This is a genomic window from Mycolicibacterium sp. CBM1 (assembly GCF_054073305.1).
The window spans coordinates 1-19,145 of sequence record NZ_JBSXPP010000007.1 but is presented as its reverse complement, the minus strand read 5'-3'; the positions used below and the strand labels follow the sequence as shown (position 1 = coordinate 19,145).

Sequence of the window (19,145 nt, the reverse complement as noted above, 5' to 3'; positions counted from 1 at the left end):
GAAGGTCGGAAATGAAACTGGTAGACAACACCATCGTCCGCAATGCTGTCGCATCCTTTGCCGCACAACCGAATCAAGCGACGGCTTTTGACGTGTTGCGGTCGTGCATGTTCGGTGGTCTGCTGCTGGACACGACCGGATCGGATGCGCCGATAGCAGGTAACTTCGCGGCCGGTTCACGTTTGCAGATCCGCGGGGGTACTGGGCCGGACGGAAAGAGTGCGCTTGTCGCCTTTACCCGCAGTGAGGAGATTGCGCGGCTTCACCCGCCGGGTGCACACACCATGTCCATGGTGAATCCGGCCACCGGTGTGCTCGAACTCGCGAAATCCCAACAGAACGCGTGGCTGTACATCGACCCTGCGGGCCCGACGTGTGCCATCTCCGCCGCGGAGATCGACTTCGCCCTGCGCAATCCGCGCAACGAACCCCTGAAGCAGGCGTCTGTCGACCTGGCCGCCGGCCTCGTTGATCGCCAGACGGTGCTCGACCTGCTCAAGCGGGACGGCCCGCTGCTGCTCGCGGTCGACGAAACATCCCAGCCGGGAAGGATCACCCCCCCACGCGACCGCGATGCCCGATGGATCGCCGGGGCTCTTCGTGTTCAATCCGGCGGATGCCGTCATGGCGAGCACGACCGCCAAAGTCGCGGAAATCGCTCGTAGCGAAGGCTATGGCGGGCTTGTGATCAATCCCAGCGGACCCTACGTCGCGGTGTCGTTGGCCGAGCTCGGCGCCTGATATCGGGCCGAGCTTCCCTGTGGACAGTGCAGCCGCGCTGTCACCCAGAACGTCCACACTCAGAACCATGCTCGACCTCATCCTCCCGCTCGAATGCGGAGGTTGCGGCGCCCCGTCGACCAAGTGGTGCGACACCTGCGCCGCCACGCTCAAAGTCCACACCGATGAGCCGCACCTGGTCACCGCGCGCACCGACCCCGGCGTGCCGGTCTTCTCCCTCGGGCGTTACGCCGGCCCGCGCCGGCAGGCTATCGTCGCGCTCAAGGAGCACGGCCGCCGCGACCTCGTCGCCCCGCTGGCCCGAGCCCTGGCCCTCGGCATCCACCAGCTGCTCAGCTGGGGAATCGTCGACACGCCGATCACCGTCGTCCCGGCACCCACCCGCGCCTCGGCGGCCCGTCGGCGCGGGGGAGATCCGGTCACACGGATCGCTGGCGCGGCCACCGAGCAGCATCCCGAGATCGCCGTCGTCCAGGCCCTGCGCACCCGCGCCTTCGTCCGGGATTCCGTCGGCCTCACCAGCACCGCGCGTGAACACAACCTCTCCGGCCGGGTGAAACTGCGCCGCGCCGTCACCGGCGAGATTCTGCTTGTGGACGACATCGTCACCACCGGCGCGACAGCCCGGGAAGCAGTGCGAACCCTGCACCGCGCGGGGGCGACCGTGACGGCGGTGCTGTCGCTCGCAAACGCCTGAACCGCGTAGGCCCTTAGTCGGCTAATGGTCCGTTGTAACAAGGGTCGAAAGACTTGGAAACAGGTGGGCGGAAAAGGTGGCACGCGCCAGTGAACAACGACTACCGTCGGCACCAACACCCCGTGAACATCATGGGGGCGGCCCAGCCCATGGGGCCGCCACTTCGCCGAGCACGGTAGGAGGTGAGGTCTTTCGACCCCTGGCGCCGGCAAGTGAGATTCGTGCCCCATCCTGTCGGCGCAGCTATCGAAGACAGGCCGGCACGCCCCAGTGCGTGCAACCCGTAACAGAAACGAGTTGTCAAGCATGTCAATCGAATCCGTGACTTCCGGTCAGCTGTTGACTGACGAAGACGATCATGTCGAAGAGGCCGTCGAAGAGGCCAACGCCGAAGTTCAGGTGTGTGGTCGCAACGTCGAGATCCCCGACCACTACCGCGTCTATGTGGCCCAGAAGCTCGCTCGCCTCGAGCGGTTCGACCGCTCGATCTACCGCTTCGACGTCGAGCTCGAGCATGAACGCAACCGCCGCCAGCGCAAGAACTGCCAGCACGTCGAGATCACCGCGCGGGGGCGCGGGCCGGTCGTGCGCGGTGAAGCCTGTGCCGACAGCTTCTACGGCGCCTTCGAGGCGGCCGTACACAAACTTGAAAACCGGCTGCGACGCACCAAAGACCGGCGCAAGGTGCACTACGGCGACAAGCGGCCGGTATCCCTGCACGAGGCCACCGCGGTCGCGGCACCAGTCGACATCGCCGAGGTCTTCAAACCGGAGCAAGCCGTCGCCCCGCCGGTGGCCGTCGACGACCACGAACCCGGCCGCATCGTGCGGACCAAGGAGCACCCTGCCAAGCCGATGACCGTCGACGACGCGCTCTATGAGATGGAGCTGGTCGGCCACGACTTCTTCCTGTTCCAGGACAAGGAGACCGATCGCCCGACCGTCGTCTACCGGCGTCACGCCTACGACTACGGGGTGATCCGGCTGGCCTGATCGACGTAGCGGTGGCTCGACCAGCGCGTCACCTAGGATGGGAGGCGCCCACGCCTCCATCCACGAGGGAAACCCCCTCCGATAGTTCCAGGGGAACACGTGCTGTCGAAGTTACTGCGTCTTGGCGAAGGTCGCATGGTCAAGCGCCTCAAGGGGGTGGCTGACTATGTCAACACCTTGTCCGACGACGTAGAGAAGCTCTCCGACGCCGAGCTGCGGGCCAAAACCGACGAGTTCAAGAAGCGCTTTGCTGACGGCGAAAGCCTCGATGACCTGCTCCCCGAGGCTTTCGCCGTCGCCCGCGAGGCGGCTTGGCGAGTGCTGTCCCAGCGGCACTTCGACGTCCAGGTGATGGGCGGAGCGGCCCTGCACTTCGGCAACGTCGCCGAGATGAAGACCGGTGAGGGAAAGACCCTGACCTGTGTGTTGCCCGCCTACCTCAACGCCCTGTCCGGCAACGGAGTGCACGTCGTCACGGTCAACGACTACCTGGCCAAACGCGACAGCGAGTGGATGGGCCGGGTGCACCGATTCCTCGGCCTGGACGTCGGTGTCATCCTGTCCGGCCTGACCCCGGACGAACGCCGGGTCGCTTACGCCGCCGACATCACCTACGGCACCAACAACGAGTTCGGCTTCGACTACCTGCGCGACAACATGGCCCACTCGGTCGAGGAGATGGTCCAGCGCGGGCATAACTACGCGATCGTCGACGAGGTCGACTCGATCCTCATCGACGAGGCCCGTACCCCGCTGATCATCTCCGGTCCGGCCGATGGTGCCTCGCACTGGTATGCCGAGTTCGCCCGGCTGGCCCCCCTGATGAAGAAGGACGTCCACTACGAGGTGGACATCAAGAAGCGCACGATCGGTGTGCACGAGATCGGCGTCGAATTCGTCGAGGACCAGCTCGGCATCGACAACCTCTACGAGGCCGCCAACTCGCCGCTGGTCAGCTACCTCAACAACGCGCTGAAGGCCAAGGAGCTCTTCGAGCGCGACAAGGAATACATCGTCCGCAACGGCGAGGTCCTGATCGTCGACGAGTTCACCGGTCGCGTGCTGCTGGGCCGCCGCTACAACGAGGGCATGCACCAGGCCATCGAGGCCAAGGAGAACGTCGAGATCAAGGCCGAGAACCAGACGCTGGCCACGATCACGCTGCAGAACTACTTCCGGCTCTACGACAAGCTCGCCGGCATGACCGGCACCGCCGAGACCGAGGCCGCCGAGCTGCACGAGATCTACAAGCTCGGCGTGATCCCGATCCCGACCAACCGCGAGATGATTCGCAAGGATCAGACCGACCTCATTTACAAGACCGAGGAAGCCAAGTACATCGCCGTTGTCGACGACGTGACGGAGCGCTATGAGAAGGGCCAACCGGTCCTGATCGGCACCACCAGCGTCGAGCGTTCGGAGTACCTCTCGCGCCAGTTCACCAAGCGGCGCGTCCCGCACAACGTGCTCAACGCCAAGTACCACGAGCAGGAAGCCGGGATCATCGCCGAGGCGGGCCGCCGCGGCGCCATCACGGTGGCCACCAACATGGCCGGCCGCGGAACCGACATCGTGCTCGGCGGCAACGTCGACTTCCTGGTGGACAAGCACCTGCGCGAACGTGGCCTGGACCCGATCGAGACCCCCGACGAGTACGAGGCCGCCTGGCACGAGGAACTGCCGAAGATCAAGGCCCAAGCCGCCGAGGAAGCCGAGCACGTCATCGAGGTCGGTGGCCTGTACGTGTTGGGCACCGAGCGCCACGAGTCACGTCGTATCGACAACCAGCTACGCGGTCGGTCCGGCCGCCAGGGCGACCCGGGCGAGTCGCGGTTCTACCTGTCGCTGGGTGATGAGCTCATGCGGCGGTTCAACGGCGCCACGCTCGAGTCGTTGTTGACCCGGCTCAACCTGCCCGACGACGTGCCCATCGAGGCCAAGATGGTCACCCGCGCCATCAAGAGCGCGCAGACCCAGGTCGAGCAGCAGAACTTCGAGATTCGCAAGAACGTCCTCAAGTACGACGAGGTGATGAACCAGCAGCGCAAGGTGATCTACGCCGAGCGCCGCCGGATCTTGGAGGGCGAGAACCTGCAGGAGCAGGCGCACGACATGCTCGTCGACGTCATCACCGCCTACGTCAACGGCGCCACCGCCGAGGGCTACGCCGAGGACTGGGACCTCGAGCAGCTGTGGACCGCCCTGCGTCAGCTCTACCCGGTCGGCATCGACCACCACGACCTGCTCGATTCCGACGCCGTCGGCGAGCCCGGCGAGCTGACTCGCGAGGAGCTGCTCGACGCCCTGATCGAGGACGCCGAAAAGGCTTATGCGCAACGAGAAGCCGATATCGAGGCCCTCGCCGGTGCGGGCGCCATGCGTCAGCTCGAACGCAACGTGCTGCTCAACGTGATCGACCGCAAGTGGCGCGAGCACCTCTACGAGATGGACTACCTCAAGGAAGGCATTGGCCTGCGCGCCATGGCCCAGCGCGATCCGCTAGTCGAGTACCAGCGCGAGGGCTACGACATGTTCGTGGGCATGCTCGAAGGCCTCAAGGAGGAGTCGGTCGGCTTCCTGTTCAACGTCCAGGTCGAGGCGACGCCGCAGGCTCCGACGGTGGCCCCGGTCCAGACCCCGCAGGGATTGGCCGACCTGGCCGCCCAGCAGCAGGAACCGGCTCCGGCGTTGCGAGCCAAGGGCATCGACGACGAGGACTCTCGGCAGTTGACCTACAGCGGTCCGGCCGAAGACGGCTCGGCGGAGGTCAAGCGCAACGGTGGCGGCAAGCATGCTGCGCCGGCCGGCGGCGGCACGCGCAAGGAGCGCCGTGAGGCTGCTCGACGCCAGTCCAAGGAAGGCCGGTCGCTGCGTCGCGGCTGACCGCTACCCGATGTGCAGGGCGACCACCTGCCAGCGCAGGCCGGTCGGGGTGAGGACCTGCTCGATGCGGCACGCGATGGCGTGGAGTCGTTCGCCGCGGGTGTAGGTCGCCGCCACCTCGGCGGCACTCCCGTCGGTGCCGACCGGCTGCACCCGCATCCGGCGTAGCCGCGCCGCGCCGCGGCCGTCATGCCCGGCGATCACCGGCAGCAATGAGTCCACCAAGCCGCCCGCCAGCAGCGGCCGCAGGTGGGCGAGCGGCCTACGCCGGTCGATCACCTCGAGCACCCTGCGCAGCACCGCGTCGGCGAATCCACCCGCGCCGCGCTGCGGCGGCGTCGGGGGCGGTTGGGGGCTGCGCGGCCGACTGCCGTGGGCTCGCGGCAGCGCCATGTGCTCCGATGTTGTGCCCTGCGTGGGCGACTCGTAGTCGATAACGGGGACGACACAGGACATGGGCATTCTCCGGTGATCGGTCGATAGGGGACCGGGCCGCCGGAGAGGGGCGAACCGTTGGCGAAATGATGGCACAGTCCCGGCAATCGTGTGTGCACCCGTGATGCGGTCCCGGGTGCTCGGCAGTTACCGTGTCGAGACGGAGTCGGGGATGGAAGACGAGGGGAATGCCGCAGGATGGTGACACGGCTGTCGGCATCGGACGCGTCGTTCTACCACCAGGAGAACACCGCGACGCCGATGTATGTCGGGTCCCTGTCGATCCTGCGTAAACCCCGTGCCGGGCTGAGCTACGACGCGCTGCTGGAAACCGTCGAGCGGCGGTTACCCCAGATCCCGCGTTATCGCCAGAAAATCCGCGAGGTGACGTTGGGACTGGCGCGGCCGGTGTGGGTCGACGACCCCGATTTCGACATCACCTACCACGTGCGGCGCTCCGCCTTGCCGTCGCCCGGCAGTGACGCGCAGCTGCACGATCTCATCGCCCGACTCGGCTCCCGACCGCTGGACCGGTCCCGCCCGCTGTGGGAGATGTACCTGATCGAGGGGCTGGCCAAGAACCGGATCGCGCTTTACACCAAATCCCATCAGGCGTTGGTCAACGGCATGAGTGCGTTGGAGATCGGCCATGTCATCGCCGACCGTTCCCCCAAGCCGCCGCCGTTCGGGGAGGACATCTGGGTCCCCGGGCGTGAGCCCACCAACGGCCAACTACTTATCGGCGCTGTCGGTGAGTGGCTGGCGCGCCCGACCATGCAGTTGCAGGCGTTGCAGTCGACGATCAGCGACGTTGTCACCAATAGCGGGGAACTGGCCGACCTGGTGCGCCGGATGACCGATGTCGCGCGGACGGTTGCCCGTGGCACCGCGCCCGACAGCCCGCTGAACACCAAGGTTTCGCGCAACCGCCGCTTCACCGTGGCCACCGGCTCGTTGGCGGATTACCGGCGGGTGCGCTCGCGCTACGACTGCGACGTCAACGACGTGGTGCTGGCGGTGATCGCCGGCGCGTTGCGCAACTGGCTGCTCTCGCGCGGGGAGCCGGTGTCGACCAGCCGGACGGTGCGGGCGATGGCCCCGACATCGGTGTACCCCGAGGCCGACCTGGACGCCTCCTCCGGGCCGGGGCAGGCCATCAGCGAGGTCGCGCCGTTCCTGGTGGACCTGCCTGTGGGAGAAGGCAATGCGGTGGTGCGGCTGTCGCAGATCGCACACACCACCGAATCCCATTCGGCGGCAGCCAGCTTGGTGGATGCCCGCACGATCGTCACGTTGTCCGGCTTCGCGCCGCCCACGCTGCACGCGATGGGTACCCGGGTGGCGACCCAGTTCTCGGCACGCCAGTTCAATCTGCTGATCACCAACGTGCCTGGGCCGCAGGCCCAGATGTACGTCGCCGGGACGAAGGTGCTGGAGACCTACGCCGTTCCGCCGTTGCTGCACAACCAGGTGCTGGCGATCGGCGTCACGTCATATTGCGGCATGCTGTATTTCGGCATCCACGCCGACCGTGACGCGATGAGCGACGTCGACGTTCTTCCCGCTCTGCTCGCCGAATCTCTCGACGAGCTGCTCGAGGCGGCGCAGTAGACGTACTATCTGCCGATGAGCAAGGCCCATCCCGACAGCGACGCCCCGGCCGAGCCCGATCCCAAAGCCGAAGCGGGGATCAACCGCAAGATCCCCAAAGACGTCTACCAGGCCGAATTGTTCCGGCTGCAAACCGAATTGGTGAAGTTGCAGGAGTGGGTGAAAGCCACGGGTGCGCGGGTGGTGGTCGTCTTCGAGGGCCGCGATGCCGCCGGCAAGGGCGGCACCATCAAGCGCATCACGGAGTACCTCAGCCCTCGGGTCGCCCGGATCGCCGCGCTGCCGGCACCCACCGAACGGGAACGCGGGCAGTGGTATTTCCAGCGTTACATCGAGCATCTGCCGGCACGCGGCGAAATCGTGCTGTTCGACCGATCCTGGTACAACCGCGCGGGCGTCGAGCTGGTGATGGGATTCTGCACACCGCAGGAGCACCAGCTGTTCCTGCGACAGTGCCCGATCTTCGAGCAGATGCTCATCGACGACGGCATCATTTTGCGCAAGTACTGGTTCTCCGTCTCCGATGATGAGCAACTGCGCCGGTTCAAGTCCCGCCGCAACGACCCGCTACGGCGCTGGAAGCTGTCCTCGATGGACCTGGAATCGGTCTACCGATGGGAGGAGTACTCCCGGGCCAAGGACCAGATGATGGTGCATACCGACGTACCGGCCAGCCCCTGGTTCGTGGTGGAGTCCGACGACAAGAAGCACGCGCGGCTGAACATGATCGCGCACCTGCTCGACGGCATCGACTACGAGGAGATCATCCACCCCAAGGTGGAGTTGCCCAAGCGGCCGATGCTGGGCAACTACCACCGGCCGCCGCGGGAGCTGGCGACCTACGTCGACGACTACGTGTCGACCCTGCTCGGGGACCCGGAGAACGGCGGCTAATCTCGCGTCATGCGGGTCTACATCCCGATTGTTGGCCCTAAATGTGCAGCTAGAGACCTTACAATTTCGGTGTCAATGGCCGTGTCAATCGGTTGGAAGGTCTAAGATCGGCGCGTGGCATCAATTCGCAAGCGTGAACGCAAGGACGGCGGCATCTCTTGGGCGGTCCTGTATATCTATGACGGCAAACAAACGTCGGCGTCCTTCGCCGATAAGGCGAAGGCCGAGCAGTTCCGCGATCTCGTCAACACCGTCGGTCCTCAACGCGCTCGTCTCGCTTTGGGGATGGCCGAGCACGTCTCGAAGGCCGCGCCCAAGGGGCAGACCGTAGGCCAGTACCTCGACCACTACATCGAACACTTGACGGGCATCGAGCCGCGAACTCGGCACGAGTACCGGCGATACGCCGAGCGTGACCTCAAGCCGCTCTCAGCGATGCCGCTCGCCTCACTTGGCCGCGACGACGTGGCGGCGTGGGTCAACGGCTTGGAGGGCAGTCCGAAGACGGTCGCGAATAAGCACGGATTTTTGGCCGGGGCGCTCAAGACAGCCGTGATGGCCGGCAAAATCTCCGCCAGTCCGTGCGAAGGGATTCGACTCCCGCGGTCCCGGCAGGGTCCGGAGAAGGCCGAGCGCGAGATGACGTTCCTCGAACGGGACGAATACCGCGCCATCAGGGATGAGTTGCCTGAGCGTGAACAGCCGCTTGCCGACTTCCTCGTGACCTCGGGGATGCGGTTCTCGGAAGCCACCGCGCTGACCCCGGCCCACATCAACCGGAAGGACAACACCGTCCACGTCCGGCAAGCATGGAAGAAGCAACCCAGTGGCGGCTACAAGATGGGTCCGCCGAAGACACCGAAGTCCCGCCGGACGATCAACGTCCCCAAGCACGTGTTGGACGCGTTGGACTACTCCGGGGAGTACGTGTTCACCAACACCCGTGGGAAGCCGCTGTTCGTCTATACGTGGCGCGAGAACACCTGGTACCCGGCTGTCGAGAGGGCGAAGGTCGACGGCAAGCCGCTGGGCAAGAGGCCGGTCGTCCATGATCTCCGCCACACCTGTGTGTCGTGGTTGATCGCCGCCGGCATCCCGTTGCCCGCGATCCAAGTTCACCTTGGCCACGAGAGCATCAAGACGACCATCGACAGATATGGCCACTTGGACAGGACTGCCGGGGCGGGCGTGGCCGACGCTATGGCTGCCGCGCTGGGTGGCAAGTAGGTACCGGAGGACGCCAGGAACAACGAGAAGGGCATGGGCATCCCCGACATGATGGAGAACCACGAGGCCTTGTAGGTCAACCAGAACATGGGGTACTTCCACAACCAGGCCTACTATCTGTAGCGGGTGGCCACGCGCCGGAGAACCACTACTTGTGGTGATCGCGCCGGCAACGCGCTCCCTCCGCTCGTCCTGCGGAAACTGCGGCCGCAGCCCCCGCGAGCACCGGCGACACGCGCGAAACTGTCCCGTACCGGTCCTACTGTCATGCCCATGACCGATACCAAATTCATTGAGCCGCTCGCTTATCGGCTCTCAGACCTTGTCCCGCCGTTCCCGTCCGAGGACTGGATACGCCGCCGCCTCAGCAGGGGGGAGATCCCCGGCGTCAAGCTGGGCCGCGAGTGGGTCATGACACCCGACGACGTGCAAGCGGCGCTGGCGATCTTCCGCAAGACCGGCACAGAGGACGACGACAATCCCTCGGGTCTCACCGCAGCATCCGCGCGTTGCCAGGGCGTAGGCGGTGCCCGATGACCCGCCGACTCAATCCGGGGGAACGTGCCTACGGTGACCAGCGGCTCGCGGCGGCGATAGACCTAGCCGCCTCACGGACCGATGCCGTCACCATGATCACGGACTACGCCGAGCCGGGTATCCAATGCTGCTGGTGCGATTGTGATTGCGGTCTCGATTATGTGGGCCACGATCCACAAGCCTGCGACGGGTGCCCAGAGGACTCGGCCTACGTGGTTTACCGGGTCACGCTCGGGGAAGTCGACCAGATCAAACTGCCGATGTGCGAGCGTCATTACGGCGACTTCCAAACGGACTTGATCGTGCGAAGCTTCTGGTCGGGAACCCCGTTGGAAGTAGCGGCAGACACCCTGTACGACGGTGCCTGATGAAGCCGAACAACAACATCGACGCCGCGCTGACTCCCGAACCGCATCGCGATCCGTGGGCCGACCACGACGAACCATCCGAGGACACCGGCACGGCGGGCAAGCTGATCTTGGGCAAGCGCGCCGACAAACTCTTCGCCGCCGCCCATGCTGCCGGGGAAGCACTGCGCGAGAGGCGCCGGCAGGGGGCCGAGGGTGCTGGCGGCGATTATCGGCAGGCCCCCAAGCGCGGGGCCGCGCCGCGTATCGCGTCGTGTGCGACCTGCGGAGGCTACGTAGCCGTCGACGGCTGGCACCGCTGCGACCCCACCGGTTTGCCGTGGCCGGTCAGCCGTTCGACCGAAGGCGTCGTGTATTCCACCGACCACCTACGTGCTCATGCACGAGCACTTCTGGAAGCCGCCGACGAACTAGAGCGGCGACAGGCGTCGTCCCGTTGACGGGTGCCGACCCGGTGCGCGACCCGAAGCTCCTACAATTCATCCACGGCAAGAACAACACGCTAGAGGCTGCAGCCAACGAGTGGCTGGCCAAGGACGTCGGCGAGAACACGCGCAGCATCGACCGGGACATCGAGAAGGTGCAGTACGAATCCGGCCAGATCTTGCGGGATGAGCTTCGGCTGTACGACCCTCGAAATGATTGGGATACGCAGGATTCGGCATATTCGATCCTGATCGACCCCGGCGATATGGCGTACGTGACGCCGTCGTTGTGCGACGGCCACGACGGCAACGTGCGGGCTAGGGACCGCGAGGACCCGAATACGCCACCGGGGACTTGGGGCGCGGTAGGGATACGGGAACGGCAGAAGATGACTCGCCATGTTGGCGACGAAGACGACTGGGGCGCCACCTACGAGGACATCCCGCCGTTGGGACAGAACACGCGGGACCCGACACTGGGCAAACGCTGTACTCGTTGCAACTTGATCAAGCTCAACAAGTATTTCGGTCCTGAGAAACGTAATTCAGACGGAATGCGGTCTTGGTGCAAACAGTGCGACCGGGAATCAGCAAAGGCGGCTTACGCGAGAAAGTCGAAATGACCTGCTGTTATAGCTCAACCCGATAGTGGAGAGAATCCCCAAAATTTTTTGCACGAAAACTCTGTGCACACCATCGAACCAATATTAGGAGGTCGGCTATGTCATGCGGACATGACGACATTTACACGAACGGCGGCTGCAAGACCTGCGACCGCGTCAACCAACAGCGTTACCGCCGCCGCCGTCGCCTGGCTATGGCGCTATTGCACGCCGCCGAAGCGCGCGGACTATCAGGACTGGAAGCCATTGCCGCCCTGCAGAATATCGAATACCGCACTCTTCAGGCTTGCGTCGGCATGGGGATCAAGTGACCGACTTCAGTGATTACACCGACGCCGACATTCTCGAATCCGTCGAATTGGCCACCCGCATGGCCGCCATGCTGCTCGCTGACCACAACAACCCGCTGACGGTGTCGGCAGAGACGGCGACCGCCGACGCTTACCAGCTCATCGCTGATGCTCATGCCGGGTTGAAGCTTGTGCGCGAACGGCGAAGCAAGCCAACCAACGTCGTCTTGTGGGCGGCAGAACAACGCGTTGCCGGCGCGATCACCGATGACGAGTTCACCGAAGTGATGTCGCGGGAGACGCTGCGGCATCAAGGCATCGCCGAGCCGACCGACGAGCAGATCGCTTGGCGGGTAGCCGAATTGAATACGGCCAACTCGTTTGTCAGTTCGGTCGACCGTGGCGAGTAGCAGCCGCCAGGAGATCGAGGCCGAGATCCGGCGTGCCATTGTGGTCCAGGGTGAGCCGGAATTGCGCAGGGAGCTAAGGGCTGTCGGCCGGGAGGTCATCGACTTCATGAAGCGGGAGAGTCCGGTGGACCCCGACGACGACAACCCCACGCACTACATCGACTCGTTTTCGATGAACCTGCGGAGTCCTCGCGGGCGGCTTCCGAGCCTACGAATCAAGAACTCGGACAGGATCGCTCACTTCGTGGAGGACGGCACCGACGAGGCGAACCGTCCGCAGGGCGGGAGCAGTCCCGCGCATCACATCTTCGCCAAGGCCGCGTTCCGTTGGGGTGGGACGCCGGATCACGGCGTGGCCGACGAATGAGGATATACGTCCGACCCGGCCCACCGATCTACGTGACACGACGCCGCGACGGCGGCATCTGCCTACATCAGGGCAACTCGAAAATCTGGCTGTCCACTGAGGAATTGACCGCAGTGCTCGACGCCATCACCGATCTACAGGGAAGCCGACAGGCGACAGGGATGACGGGGAATGGCGTTCAGCAAGTTTGAGTATCTGAAATCGTTGTGGCGGGTGGAGTTCCCCTCGCCGCACTACTACCGCGTGTTGGTCACGCTGTTGGACCACGCCAAGGGCGACGGCACCGACGCCTATCCCGGCCACGAGGTGTTGGCCGCCGAGTGCTGTTGCTCGGTCGACACCGTGAAGCGCGCACTGCGGTGGGCGAAGGCCAGAGGCATGGTCATCGAAAGCAAGCGCGGGCGTAAGAATGCCGGTGCAACCGTGTGGAGCTTTCCACAGCGGGGCACCGCAGCCCCCTTGTACCGCAATCTCAATGGGGCAGATCGCACCATTTCCGCAGGTTCTCAACAGGGCTGGGGTGCACCCCCAACAGAGTTGGAACAGGGCGACGGTAAACCGTCGGGCCACAATGCCGTTCAACAACACGTACAGCAGGACCCATGGGTACAGCAGGACCCGTGGGGTGCTGCTCCGCAGCCGGGAGCATGGAGCACTGGCTAGCGGCGCTGGCGCGCCGTGGGCGGGTTCCGCTATCGCGGTTGGTTGGGTTCTGGGGAAGGTGTCTGTTCTCCACTGGTCAGCTCTAGAGAAGCTAGGCCGTTTGCATAGCTAGTCTAACTAAATATTTCTAGGGGTACGACTGAATATCGACACCTGCGACTCCGGTAACCATCGAATCCTCATCAGCGCCAGCAGTAGCGGCGGTCAAGTCACCATCTGCTCGTACGAGGGACCGTACGACGAGCAGGCCGAGCCTATCCGACTCCGGCTCACCGAGGCCGAGGCCCTCGCAGTGGCCCACGCGCTCGCGGACGCGATAGAGAACCGCAAGATTCGCCGCAAGATCAAGCGCGAGAGCCGGAAGGCTGCACGGCGGAACGCCAAACGTGAACGACAGGAATAACAACTATGACCATTCCCATTGACCTCGACCTCAAGCTTGACGAGATCCGGCGAACCACCGCAGCCCGCGTAGAGACAGCCCATCTGCAGCTCACCGCTGCCAATCGTTCAGCCGACCGCGCCGAACAGCGTTCGGGCCTGACACCGACCGCCATCATCGTGGAAAGCCCCGACGGCAAGGCGATCACATTGCCGTTGCGCGCCGGCTCGTGGTCAGGCAGCGGATTCACAGCCCGCGCCGAGTTCGACGGGCAGCGGGTCCTTGTCCACGTTGATGTAACCCGCACCTAACTTCACGCCACGGTGTTTCCCTGGTTAGTCCGCCGTCCGCGTGAATGACCCTGCCCCTGTTGAGCTGCTTCTACCAGCTCCAGGGGCGGGGTCCTCCTAGCTTCCCCGCGAGTTGCTTTCCTCCAGCGTTTAGCTCCTCTGATCGCTGCGCTGGTCGATCCTTTCTTGGTCTCGCGCGGAAACCCCCGCCGTCACGCCTCTACTGGGGGGCTGCGCTCGGTGGCCAGTGCCCGGCCATCCCTTTGGGAGAGCCGACCGCGCGGCGGGGTCTCAACTTCCCGACGTTCGCTGACGCGACTCGCGACGTCGTTCACTCCCATTGATAGGAGACGATTTGGCGATCACCCTTGACGTAAAGCTTGCCCTCCAAGACCGCGAACTTCGCCGCGACGCTGAACGGCTGCGCAACGACGTGGGCCGCGACTTCCAGCGCGACATGGACCGAATTGGTCAGCAGTCGGGAATTGCCCTGGCCGACACCTTCGGGAGAACCGCCGCACCGCGAATGCGCAAGGCGATGAATGGCGTCGCGGACGCCGCCGAATCCGCAACGATGAAGCACGCCAACCTCAACGCCGAACTCGTTAAGCACGAGGCGGTTTCCAGGCGCGTCTCGGCCGTCACCGGGGAACTCAATCGCAAACGCGAGAGCGGCACGCTGACGATCGAGACCGAGACCCGGCTCACCAACAGGCTTATCCGCGAACGCGTCAACGAAGCCAACGTCCTCAAGCGCGTGACGAAGGCCCGCGCCGACTATGACCGCGCGCTGAGGATATACGGCGACAAGCGTTCAAGCTTGGTTCCCAATGTCGACACGACGGGAGCCGTTGACCAGTTGGCCCGCCTCGGTGTGACGATGGGCGCCTTAAGCAAGATCGCCGGTCCCGCGGCATTGGTTGTGATGGGCGCTGGCCTATTCCAGGTGGCCTCCGGTGCCGCCGCCGCCAGCCAGTCGCTTCTCGTGATACCTGCGGCCTTGTCGGCTGTCGGTGCGGGGTTCCTTGCGCTGAAGGTGGGGACGCAGGGCTTTTCCGATGCTCTCGACAACATGGCCGATCCCGAGAAGTTCGCCAGCTCACTGGCCAACTTGGCCCCGGCGGCGGCAGATGCTGCGCTCTCCATCAAAGCTTTGGTCGATGGCCCGATCGCCGATCTACGCAGGGCGACTCAAGAGGCCCTGTTCGACGGCGTCGGGCCGATTCTCACCAACCTGGGAAGCACCTACGCCCAGCCGATCCAGCAGATGACGACACAGATCGCCCAGGCGTTCAACACGATGTTCCAGGGCATCGGTGACCAACTCATGGACCCGAACTCCCAAGCGGCCCTGCGGGACACGATGTCCAACATCGGTTCGGCGTTCCAAGCCGCCGCTCCGGCCGCGAAGTCGTTTGCCCAAGCCTTCGTTGACATTGCCTCGGTGGGTTCAAGCTTCCTGCCCGGATTGGGCCAGGGCGCCGCCAATCTCGCCCAGCAATTCGCCAACTTCATCCGCGATGCCCGCGACTCCGGGAAGCTTCATCAGTGGATGCAGGATGGCCTTGACGCCATCACACAGTTGGCCGACATGGCGAAGTCTGCCGGTGAGATGTTTCTCGCGATGGCGGGCCACGGTAAAGAGTTCCTGCCCGGTATCGCCCAGGAGACCCGCGAGCTGGCCGACGCCTTCAAGGGTGTCTTGAACTTCGTCGACAAGATCAACACTGCGCTTGACACCTTGAAAAATGCCGTCAATCTGTTGATCAATCCCTTTCAGGGCATCAAGGGATTCGCCGAGCAGCTAGGTCTCATCGACAAGCCCACCACACCACAGAACGGAATGCTGGGCGGTGGTGGCGGTTTCGATCCGCAACCCACGACCATCCTGCCGGCACTGAGCCCTCCTGGCCGGCTGGGCGGGTCGGTGCTCGGCCTGCAGTCAACCGGCGGCTGGAGTGCGTCCAACCCGTTCGCGCAGTCCTCGCGCGGTGGCGGTGGTGCAGAGGCCGACCGGTACGCCGGGTTGGACATCCGCAACTACCTACCACCGAACATGCCGACCGGCGGCTATCCCGGTGATGCGGCGCTGCTGGCCAACGTTCCGGCGGGACGCTATGACCCGACCGGAGACCTGACCAAGGGTCTTGAGGACTGCTCAAGCTATATCGAAGACCTCGTGAATCTCATGGACGGTATGCCGACTGATGGTCGGCAGATGTCCACGGGTAACGCTGCGGAATGGCTTACCACCCATGGATTCCTATCGGGGTACATGCCAGGCGCGTTCAACGTCGGGTTCAACGGCGCACACATGCAGGCGACGTTGCCTGATGGCACGCCGGTGAATTGGGGCAGTGATGCTGCTGCCGCCAATCGTGGCATCGGCGGAACCGGCGCTCTCGATCCCGCGTTCACTCAGCACTATTACCGACCGGTGGGCGCAGCAAGCAGTGATTACCACGATGTGCAACGCGCCGGTTGGGATTGGGCGAAGGCTCTCCGTGAAGAGGCGGCAACCAACAGAGATCCGAAGGCGGATCAGTCCGATAAGGCTGACGCACACCAGCAGGCCGTAGAGGCCGGTTGGAAGTACAACGAGAGCCTGAACAAACTACTTCAGGCGCAGAACGGCACCTACAACAAGCTGTCCAGCTCGGCCGACAAATTCACCAACGGAATGCAACAGCTCGGCGCGAAGATCGATGACGACTTCGGGATCTCCAAGGGGCTGGGCGGAATCGCGGAGAACATCACGAAGTTCCTGGCTAACTTGGCCATGGCCCCGGTCTTCGGCGCGCTATCCGGTGTCACCAGCGCCTACGGGACTCCCGGCCCCGGCACTGGCCTACTAGGCGCGTTTGCGCCTCGGCAGAACGCCTTTGGGCAACCTATGCCCGACGTTTTGGGCCGGGTCATGCCGCAAGACGGCACGACTACCGCACCCGGTGGCTATTCGCCGATCCCGAGTGCGCCAACCACGCCGATTCCTGGCGGTGCGATCTCGGCCCCCGGTGTCATCACACCACCTGGCACGCAAACGTCCCCCTATGCGCCGCTGACCGGACCGCAACTAACAAACCCCGGACTGACCACTCCCACACCCCTGGGGCCGATGGTGGGTTCACCGGGCCAGGGTTACCCGACACCGTGGAATCCGGCACTGTCCACCGGTACCCGCAGCACGCCGTCGATGGGGATCGCGCCCGGTCAGGGCATGCCCACATCACCCGGTATCGGCATCGGTAGCGGAGGACTCTTGGGCCTGGCCGGTTCTGCGGCTAGCGCAGCGGCGGGCCTCGCCGCGGGCGCGGGATCAATGGGTGGCGGCGGCGCAGCCGCGTCAGCGGCGGCCCAGATCGGCATCGATGAAATCAATCGCGCCATCGGCTTCGGTGCCCAAGCGGTCGGCATTGGGGTTCAAGGGCTTATGGAAACCTTCCTGCCGGTCGAATCCCAACTGGCCGATCCCACCCGGGGTTGGTTTGGCCGCATTCTCGGCGGTGTTGCTGGTATTCGACCCGTCGCACAGAACGTGGCCGGCAACAAGTCCGGCGACCAGCTCACCCCCGAGCAGGTCGACAAGCGGGACAAAGAGCGCGGGATCGGTTCGGGCGACACCAACAACACCACCAACAACGTCAACGTCAATGCCGAACTCCACGGCCAGCCCGATGCCAATGCGCGAGCACTCAACGATTTGTCGTGGAGGGCAGCGGCACCGGCTGGTGGTCGATGAAACGCCCATGCCTGACGCCCGGTTGTAATCGACTGTCGCACAGCACCCGCTGTCCGCAATGCACACGTGAGTACCGCGCCGCCCGCTGGGAACACCCCGCCTTCAAAGCATGGGGAAAACCTCACGGGCGGTGCGCACTCCGCATTCTGTGCGACGGCGCGCCTGCTGACACATGGGACCACCGCGACGGGGATAGCACCAACCACGCGATCACCAATCGTCAACCTGCATGCCGCCGCTGTAACTCAGCCAAGGGCGGCCACTAGACCACTCGACGGGGGTTCGTTCCTCGGGAGGGCTCCGGCCCCCGTCGAGTCTCAATCTGTCGGGAGACCAACATGAAGGAGGGGCTGATGAACGGATCTGTGACATCTGAAATCGCTTGACGAGCTGTCAGGCTGGAAGGATGTCGTTGTGCCTAAGCCCTACCCCGAGGAGTTCCGCCGTGACGTGGTGCGGGTGGCGCGCGAGCGTGGCCCTGGGGTGTCTGTGGAGCAGGTCGCTCGCGATTTCGGGATTCACCAGACCACGCTGAATTCGTGGCTTCGTATGGCTGATGCCGATGAAGGCCCGAAGTCGGTCGCAGCCCCGGATGTGCTGCGAGAGAACCGAGAGCTCAAGCGGCGCAATCGCCTGCTAGAGCAAGAGAACGAGGTCTTGCGCAAGGCGGCGGCCTATCTGGCGCGAGGATCGCTACCGGGAAAAGGCTCTACCCGCTCGTGAAGGAGCTGGCCGCAGCCGGTGCCCCGATCCGGGTGCCGGTGGCGGTCTCGTGTCGGGTCTTGAAGCTTCACCGCCAGCACTATTACGCCTGGCTGTCGTGTCCAGTCACCGACGCCGAGTACGACGAGGCGCATTTGGCGAATGCGATCTTCGACGCCCACCGCGAGGATCCTGAGTTCGGTTACCGGCTGTTGTTCGATCAGGTCCGCGCCGCCGGCCACAACGTCAGTGAACGTACGGTGTGGAAGATCTGCTCGATCAACCAATGGTGGTGTGCGTTCGGCAAGAGACGTCGCGGCCGCAAGGGCTTACCTGGCGCCCCGGCGCACGAGGATCTGGTGCGTCGCAAGTTCACTGCGCTGGGACCAAATCGGTTGTGGCTCAGTGATATCACCGAGCACCCGACCGCTGAGGGCAAGGTCTACATGTGTGCGGTCAAGGACGTGTGGTCCAACCGAATTGTCGGATACTCCATCGCTGAGCGGATGACCTCACAATTGGCCGTTGACGCGATCGAGTCCGCCGTAGCCCGCCGCGGCGGCACAGTCGCTGGTTGCACGTTGCACACCGACAGGGGCGGCCAATTTCGTTCCCGAAAACTCCAGCGGTCGCTACGGCGCCATCAGATGCTCGGCTCCATGGGACAGGTCGGCTCCGCCGGGGACAACGCCGCCATGGAAAGCTTCTTCTCTCTGCTGCAACGCAACGTCCTCGACCGCCAACGCTGGCCCACCCGCGATGACCTCCGCATCGCGATCGTCACGTGGATAGAACGCACCTACCACCGCCGTCGAAGGCAAGCCCGCTTGGGCCGATTGACCCCCATCGAATTCGAAGCCATCATGAC

The 19,145-nt window shown here is 64.4% G+C and carries 19 protein-coding genes; 18 read left to right on the top strand and 1 reads right to left on the bottom strand.

Features of this window, described 5'->3' with window-relative positions; translation table 11 throughout:
* The first annotated feature begins 11 nt into the window (after positions 1–11).
* The 4 genes from ACXDF8_RS11585 (at position 12) to secA (ending at position 5,314) form a co-directional block, all read left to right on the top strand.
* A complete protein-coding gene (locus tag ACXDF8_RS11585; RefSeq protein WP_457223405.1) occupies positions 12–665 on the top strand; it encodes an SseB family protein in 654 nt (217 codons plus the stop codon).
* Positions 666–808: 143 nt separating this feature from the next.
* Positions 809–1,438, top strand: a complete 630-nt coding sequence (locus ACXDF8_RS11580) for a ComF family protein (protein ID WP_457223404.1) — start codon at positions 809–811, stop codon at positions 1,436–1,438.
* Between the two features lie 306 nt (positions 1,439–1,744).
* Complete coding sequence (hpf, locus tag ACXDF8_RS11575; protein WP_457223403.1) at positions 1,745–2,431, top strand: ribosome hibernation-promoting factor, HPF/YfiA family; 687 nt, start codon at positions 1,745–1,747, stop codon at positions 2,429–2,431.
* 99 nt (positions 2,432–2,530) lie between these two features.
* Entirely contained in the window at positions 2,531–5,314 is a 2,784-nt protein-coding gene (gene secA / locus ACXDF8_RS11570) for a preprotein translocase subunit SecA (protein ID WP_457223402.1), read from the top strand.
* A gap of 3 nt (positions 5,315–5,317) precedes the next feature.
* Here secA and ACXDF8_RS11565 read toward each other — a convergent pair whose 3' ends face one another.
* Entirely contained in the window at positions 5,318–5,770 is a 453-nt protein-coding gene (locus ACXDF8_RS11565; RefSeq protein ID WP_457223401.1) for an Rv3235 family protein, read from the bottom strand.
* Positions 5,771–5,947: 177 nt separating this feature from the next.
* Here ACXDF8_RS11565 and ACXDF8_RS11560 point away from each other — a divergent pair, with 177 nt between their 5' ends.
* From ACXDF8_RS11560 to ACXDF8_RS11495, 14 genes are all read left to right on the top strand, one after another.
* Positions 5,948–7,360 carry a WS/DGAT/MGAT family O-acyltransferase gene (locus ACXDF8_RS11560; protein ID WP_457223400.1) on the top strand — a complete coding sequence of 471 codons (1,413 nt, stop codon included), beginning with the start codon at positions 5,948–5,950 and terminating at the stop codon, positions 7,358–7,360.
* Between the two features lie 15 nt (positions 7,361–7,375).
* On the top strand, positions 7,376–8,254 hold the full coding sequence (gene ppk2, locus ACXDF8_RS11555) for a polyphosphate kinase 2 (RefSeq protein WP_457223399.1): 879 nt from the start codon (positions 7,376–7,378) through the stop codon (positions 8,252–8,254).
* A 114-nt stretch (positions 8,255–8,368) separates the two neighbouring features.
* Positions 8,369–9,481: a tyrosine-type recombinase/integrase gene (locus ACXDF8_RS11550; protein WP_457223398.1), complete on the top strand. Its 1,113-nt coding sequence runs from the start codon at positions 8,369–8,371 to the stop codon at positions 9,479–9,481.
* 273 nt (positions 9,482–9,754) lie between these two features.
* Positions 9,755–10,018, top strand: a complete 264-nt coding sequence (locus ACXDF8_RS11545) for a helix-turn-helix domain-containing protein (protein ID WP_457223397.1) — start codon at positions 9,755–9,757, stop codon at positions 10,016–10,018.
* Positions 10,015–10,386: a hypothetical protein gene (locus tag ACXDF8_RS11540; protein WP_457223396.1), complete on the top strand. Its 372-nt coding sequence runs from the start codon at positions 10,015–10,017 to the stop codon at positions 10,384–10,386. Before ACXDF8_RS11545 ends, ACXDF8_RS11540 begins: the two co-directional genes overlap by 4 nt.
* Complete coding sequence (locus tag ACXDF8_RS11535; RefSeq protein ID WP_457223395.1) at positions 10,386–10,826, top strand: hypothetical protein; 441 nt, start codon at positions 10,386–10,388, stop codon at positions 10,824–10,826. Before ACXDF8_RS11540 ends, ACXDF8_RS11535 begins: the two co-directional genes overlap by 1 nt.
* Positions 10,823–11,434 carry a hypothetical protein gene (locus tag ACXDF8_RS11530; RefSeq protein WP_457223394.1) on the top strand — a complete coding sequence of 204 codons (612 nt, stop codon included), beginning with the start codon at positions 10,823–10,825 and terminating at the stop codon, positions 11,432–11,434. The genes ACXDF8_RS11535 and ACXDF8_RS11530 overlap by 4 nt, the downstream gene beginning before the upstream one ends.
* 98 nt (positions 11,435–11,532) lie before the next feature.
* Positions 11,533–11,745, top strand: a complete 213-nt coding sequence (locus tag ACXDF8_RS11525; protein WP_457223393.1) for a hypothetical protein — start codon at positions 11,533–11,535, stop codon at positions 11,743–11,745.
* Positions 11,742–12,134, top strand: a complete 393-nt coding sequence (locus ACXDF8_RS11520) for a hypothetical protein (RefSeq protein WP_457223392.1) — start codon at positions 11,742–11,744, stop codon at positions 12,132–12,134. Before ACXDF8_RS11525 ends, ACXDF8_RS11520 begins: the two co-directional genes overlap by 4 nt.
* Positions 12,124–12,501 (top strand): hypothetical protein, encoded by a 378-nt coding sequence (locus ACXDF8_RS11515; RefSeq protein ID WP_457223391.1) that lies wholly within the window; start codon positions 12,124–12,126, stop codon positions 12,499–12,501. The genes ACXDF8_RS11520 and ACXDF8_RS11515 overlap by 11 nt, the downstream gene beginning before the upstream one ends.
* 171 nt (positions 12,502–12,672) lie before the next feature.
* On the top strand, positions 12,673–13,164 hold the full coding sequence (locus ACXDF8_RS11510; protein WP_457223390.1) for a helix-turn-helix domain-containing protein: 492 nt from the start codon (positions 12,673–12,675) through the stop codon (positions 13,162–13,164).
* Between the two features lie 408 nt (positions 13,165–13,572).
* The gene (locus ACXDF8_RS11505; RefSeq protein ID WP_457223389.1) at positions 13,573–13,857 is read left to right on the top strand and encodes a hypothetical protein; all 285 of its coding nucleotides are present in this window, start codon (positions 13,573–13,575) and stop codon (positions 13,855–13,857) included.
* A 334-nt stretch (positions 13,858–14,191) separates the two neighbouring features.
* Positions 14,192–17,575, top strand: coding sequence for a hypothetical protein (locus tag ACXDF8_RS11500; RefSeq protein WP_457223388.1), 3,384 nt, complete (start codon positions 14,192–14,194; stop codon positions 17,573–17,575).
* A gap of 414 nt (positions 17,576–17,989) precedes the next feature.
* Positions 17,990–19,145, top strand: a protein-coding gene (locus ACXDF8_RS11495) for an IS3 family transposase (RefSeq protein ID WP_457223387.1) whose coding sequence is annotated in 2 segments (ribosomal slippage) — positions 17,990–18,274 and positions 18,277–19,145 — 1,154 coding nt annotated over the 2 segments. Because the reading frame shifts where the segments join, the coding sequence is not laid out codon by codon here. This gene is flagged as partial in the annotation.

What these genes read in the sequence shown, in the direction of transcription:
- ACXDF8_RS11585 (WP_457223405.1), top strand. Translation starts at nt 12, where the DNA reads ATGAAACTGGTAGACAACACCATCGTCCGCAATGCTGTCGCATCCTTT.
- ACXDF8_RS11580 (WP_457223404.1), top strand. Translation starts at nt 809, where the DNA reads ATGCTCGACCTCATCCTCCCGCTCGAATGCGGAGGTTGCGGCGCCCCG.
- hpf (WP_457223403.1), top strand. Translation starts at nt 1,745, where the DNA reads ATGTCAATCGAATCCGTGACTTCCGGTCAGCTGTTGACTGACGAAGAC.
- ACXDF8_RS11565 (WP_457223401.1), bottom strand. Translation starts at nt 5,770, where the DNA reads ATGTCCTGTGTCGTCCCCGTTATCGACTACGAGTCGCCCACGCAGGGC.
- ACXDF8_RS11560 (WP_457223400.1), top strand. Translation starts at nt 5,948, where the DNA reads ATGGTGACACGGCTGTCGGCATCGGACGCGTCGTTCTACCACCAGGAG.
- ppk2 (WP_457223399.1), top strand. Translation starts at nt 7,376, where the DNA reads ATGAGCAAGGCCCATCCCGACAGCGACGCCCCGGCCGAGCCCGATCCC.
- ACXDF8_RS11545 (WP_457223397.1), top strand. Translation starts at nt 9,755, where the DNA reads ATGACCGATACCAAATTCATTGAGCCGCTCGCTTATCGGCTCTCAGAC.
- ACXDF8_RS11540 (WP_457223396.1), top strand. Translation starts at nt 10,015, where the DNA reads ATGACCCGCCGACTCAATCCGGGGGAACGTGCCTACGGTGACCAGCGG.
- ACXDF8_RS11535 (WP_457223395.1), top strand. Translation starts at nt 10,386, where the DNA reads ATGAAGCCGAACAACAACATCGACGCCGCGCTGACTCCCGAACCGCAT.
- ACXDF8_RS11525 (WP_457223393.1), top strand. Translation starts at nt 11,533, where the DNA reads ATGTCATGCGGACATGACGACATTTACACGAACGGCGGCTGCAAGACC.
- ACXDF8_RS11510 (WP_457223390.1), top strand. Translation starts at nt 12,673, where the DNA reads ATGGCGTTCAGCAAGTTTGAGTATCTGAAATCGTTGTGGCGGGTGGAG.
- ACXDF8_RS11505 (WP_457223389.1), top strand. Translation starts at nt 13,573, where the DNA reads ATGACCATTCCCATTGACCTCGACCTCAAGCTTGACGAGATCCGGCGA.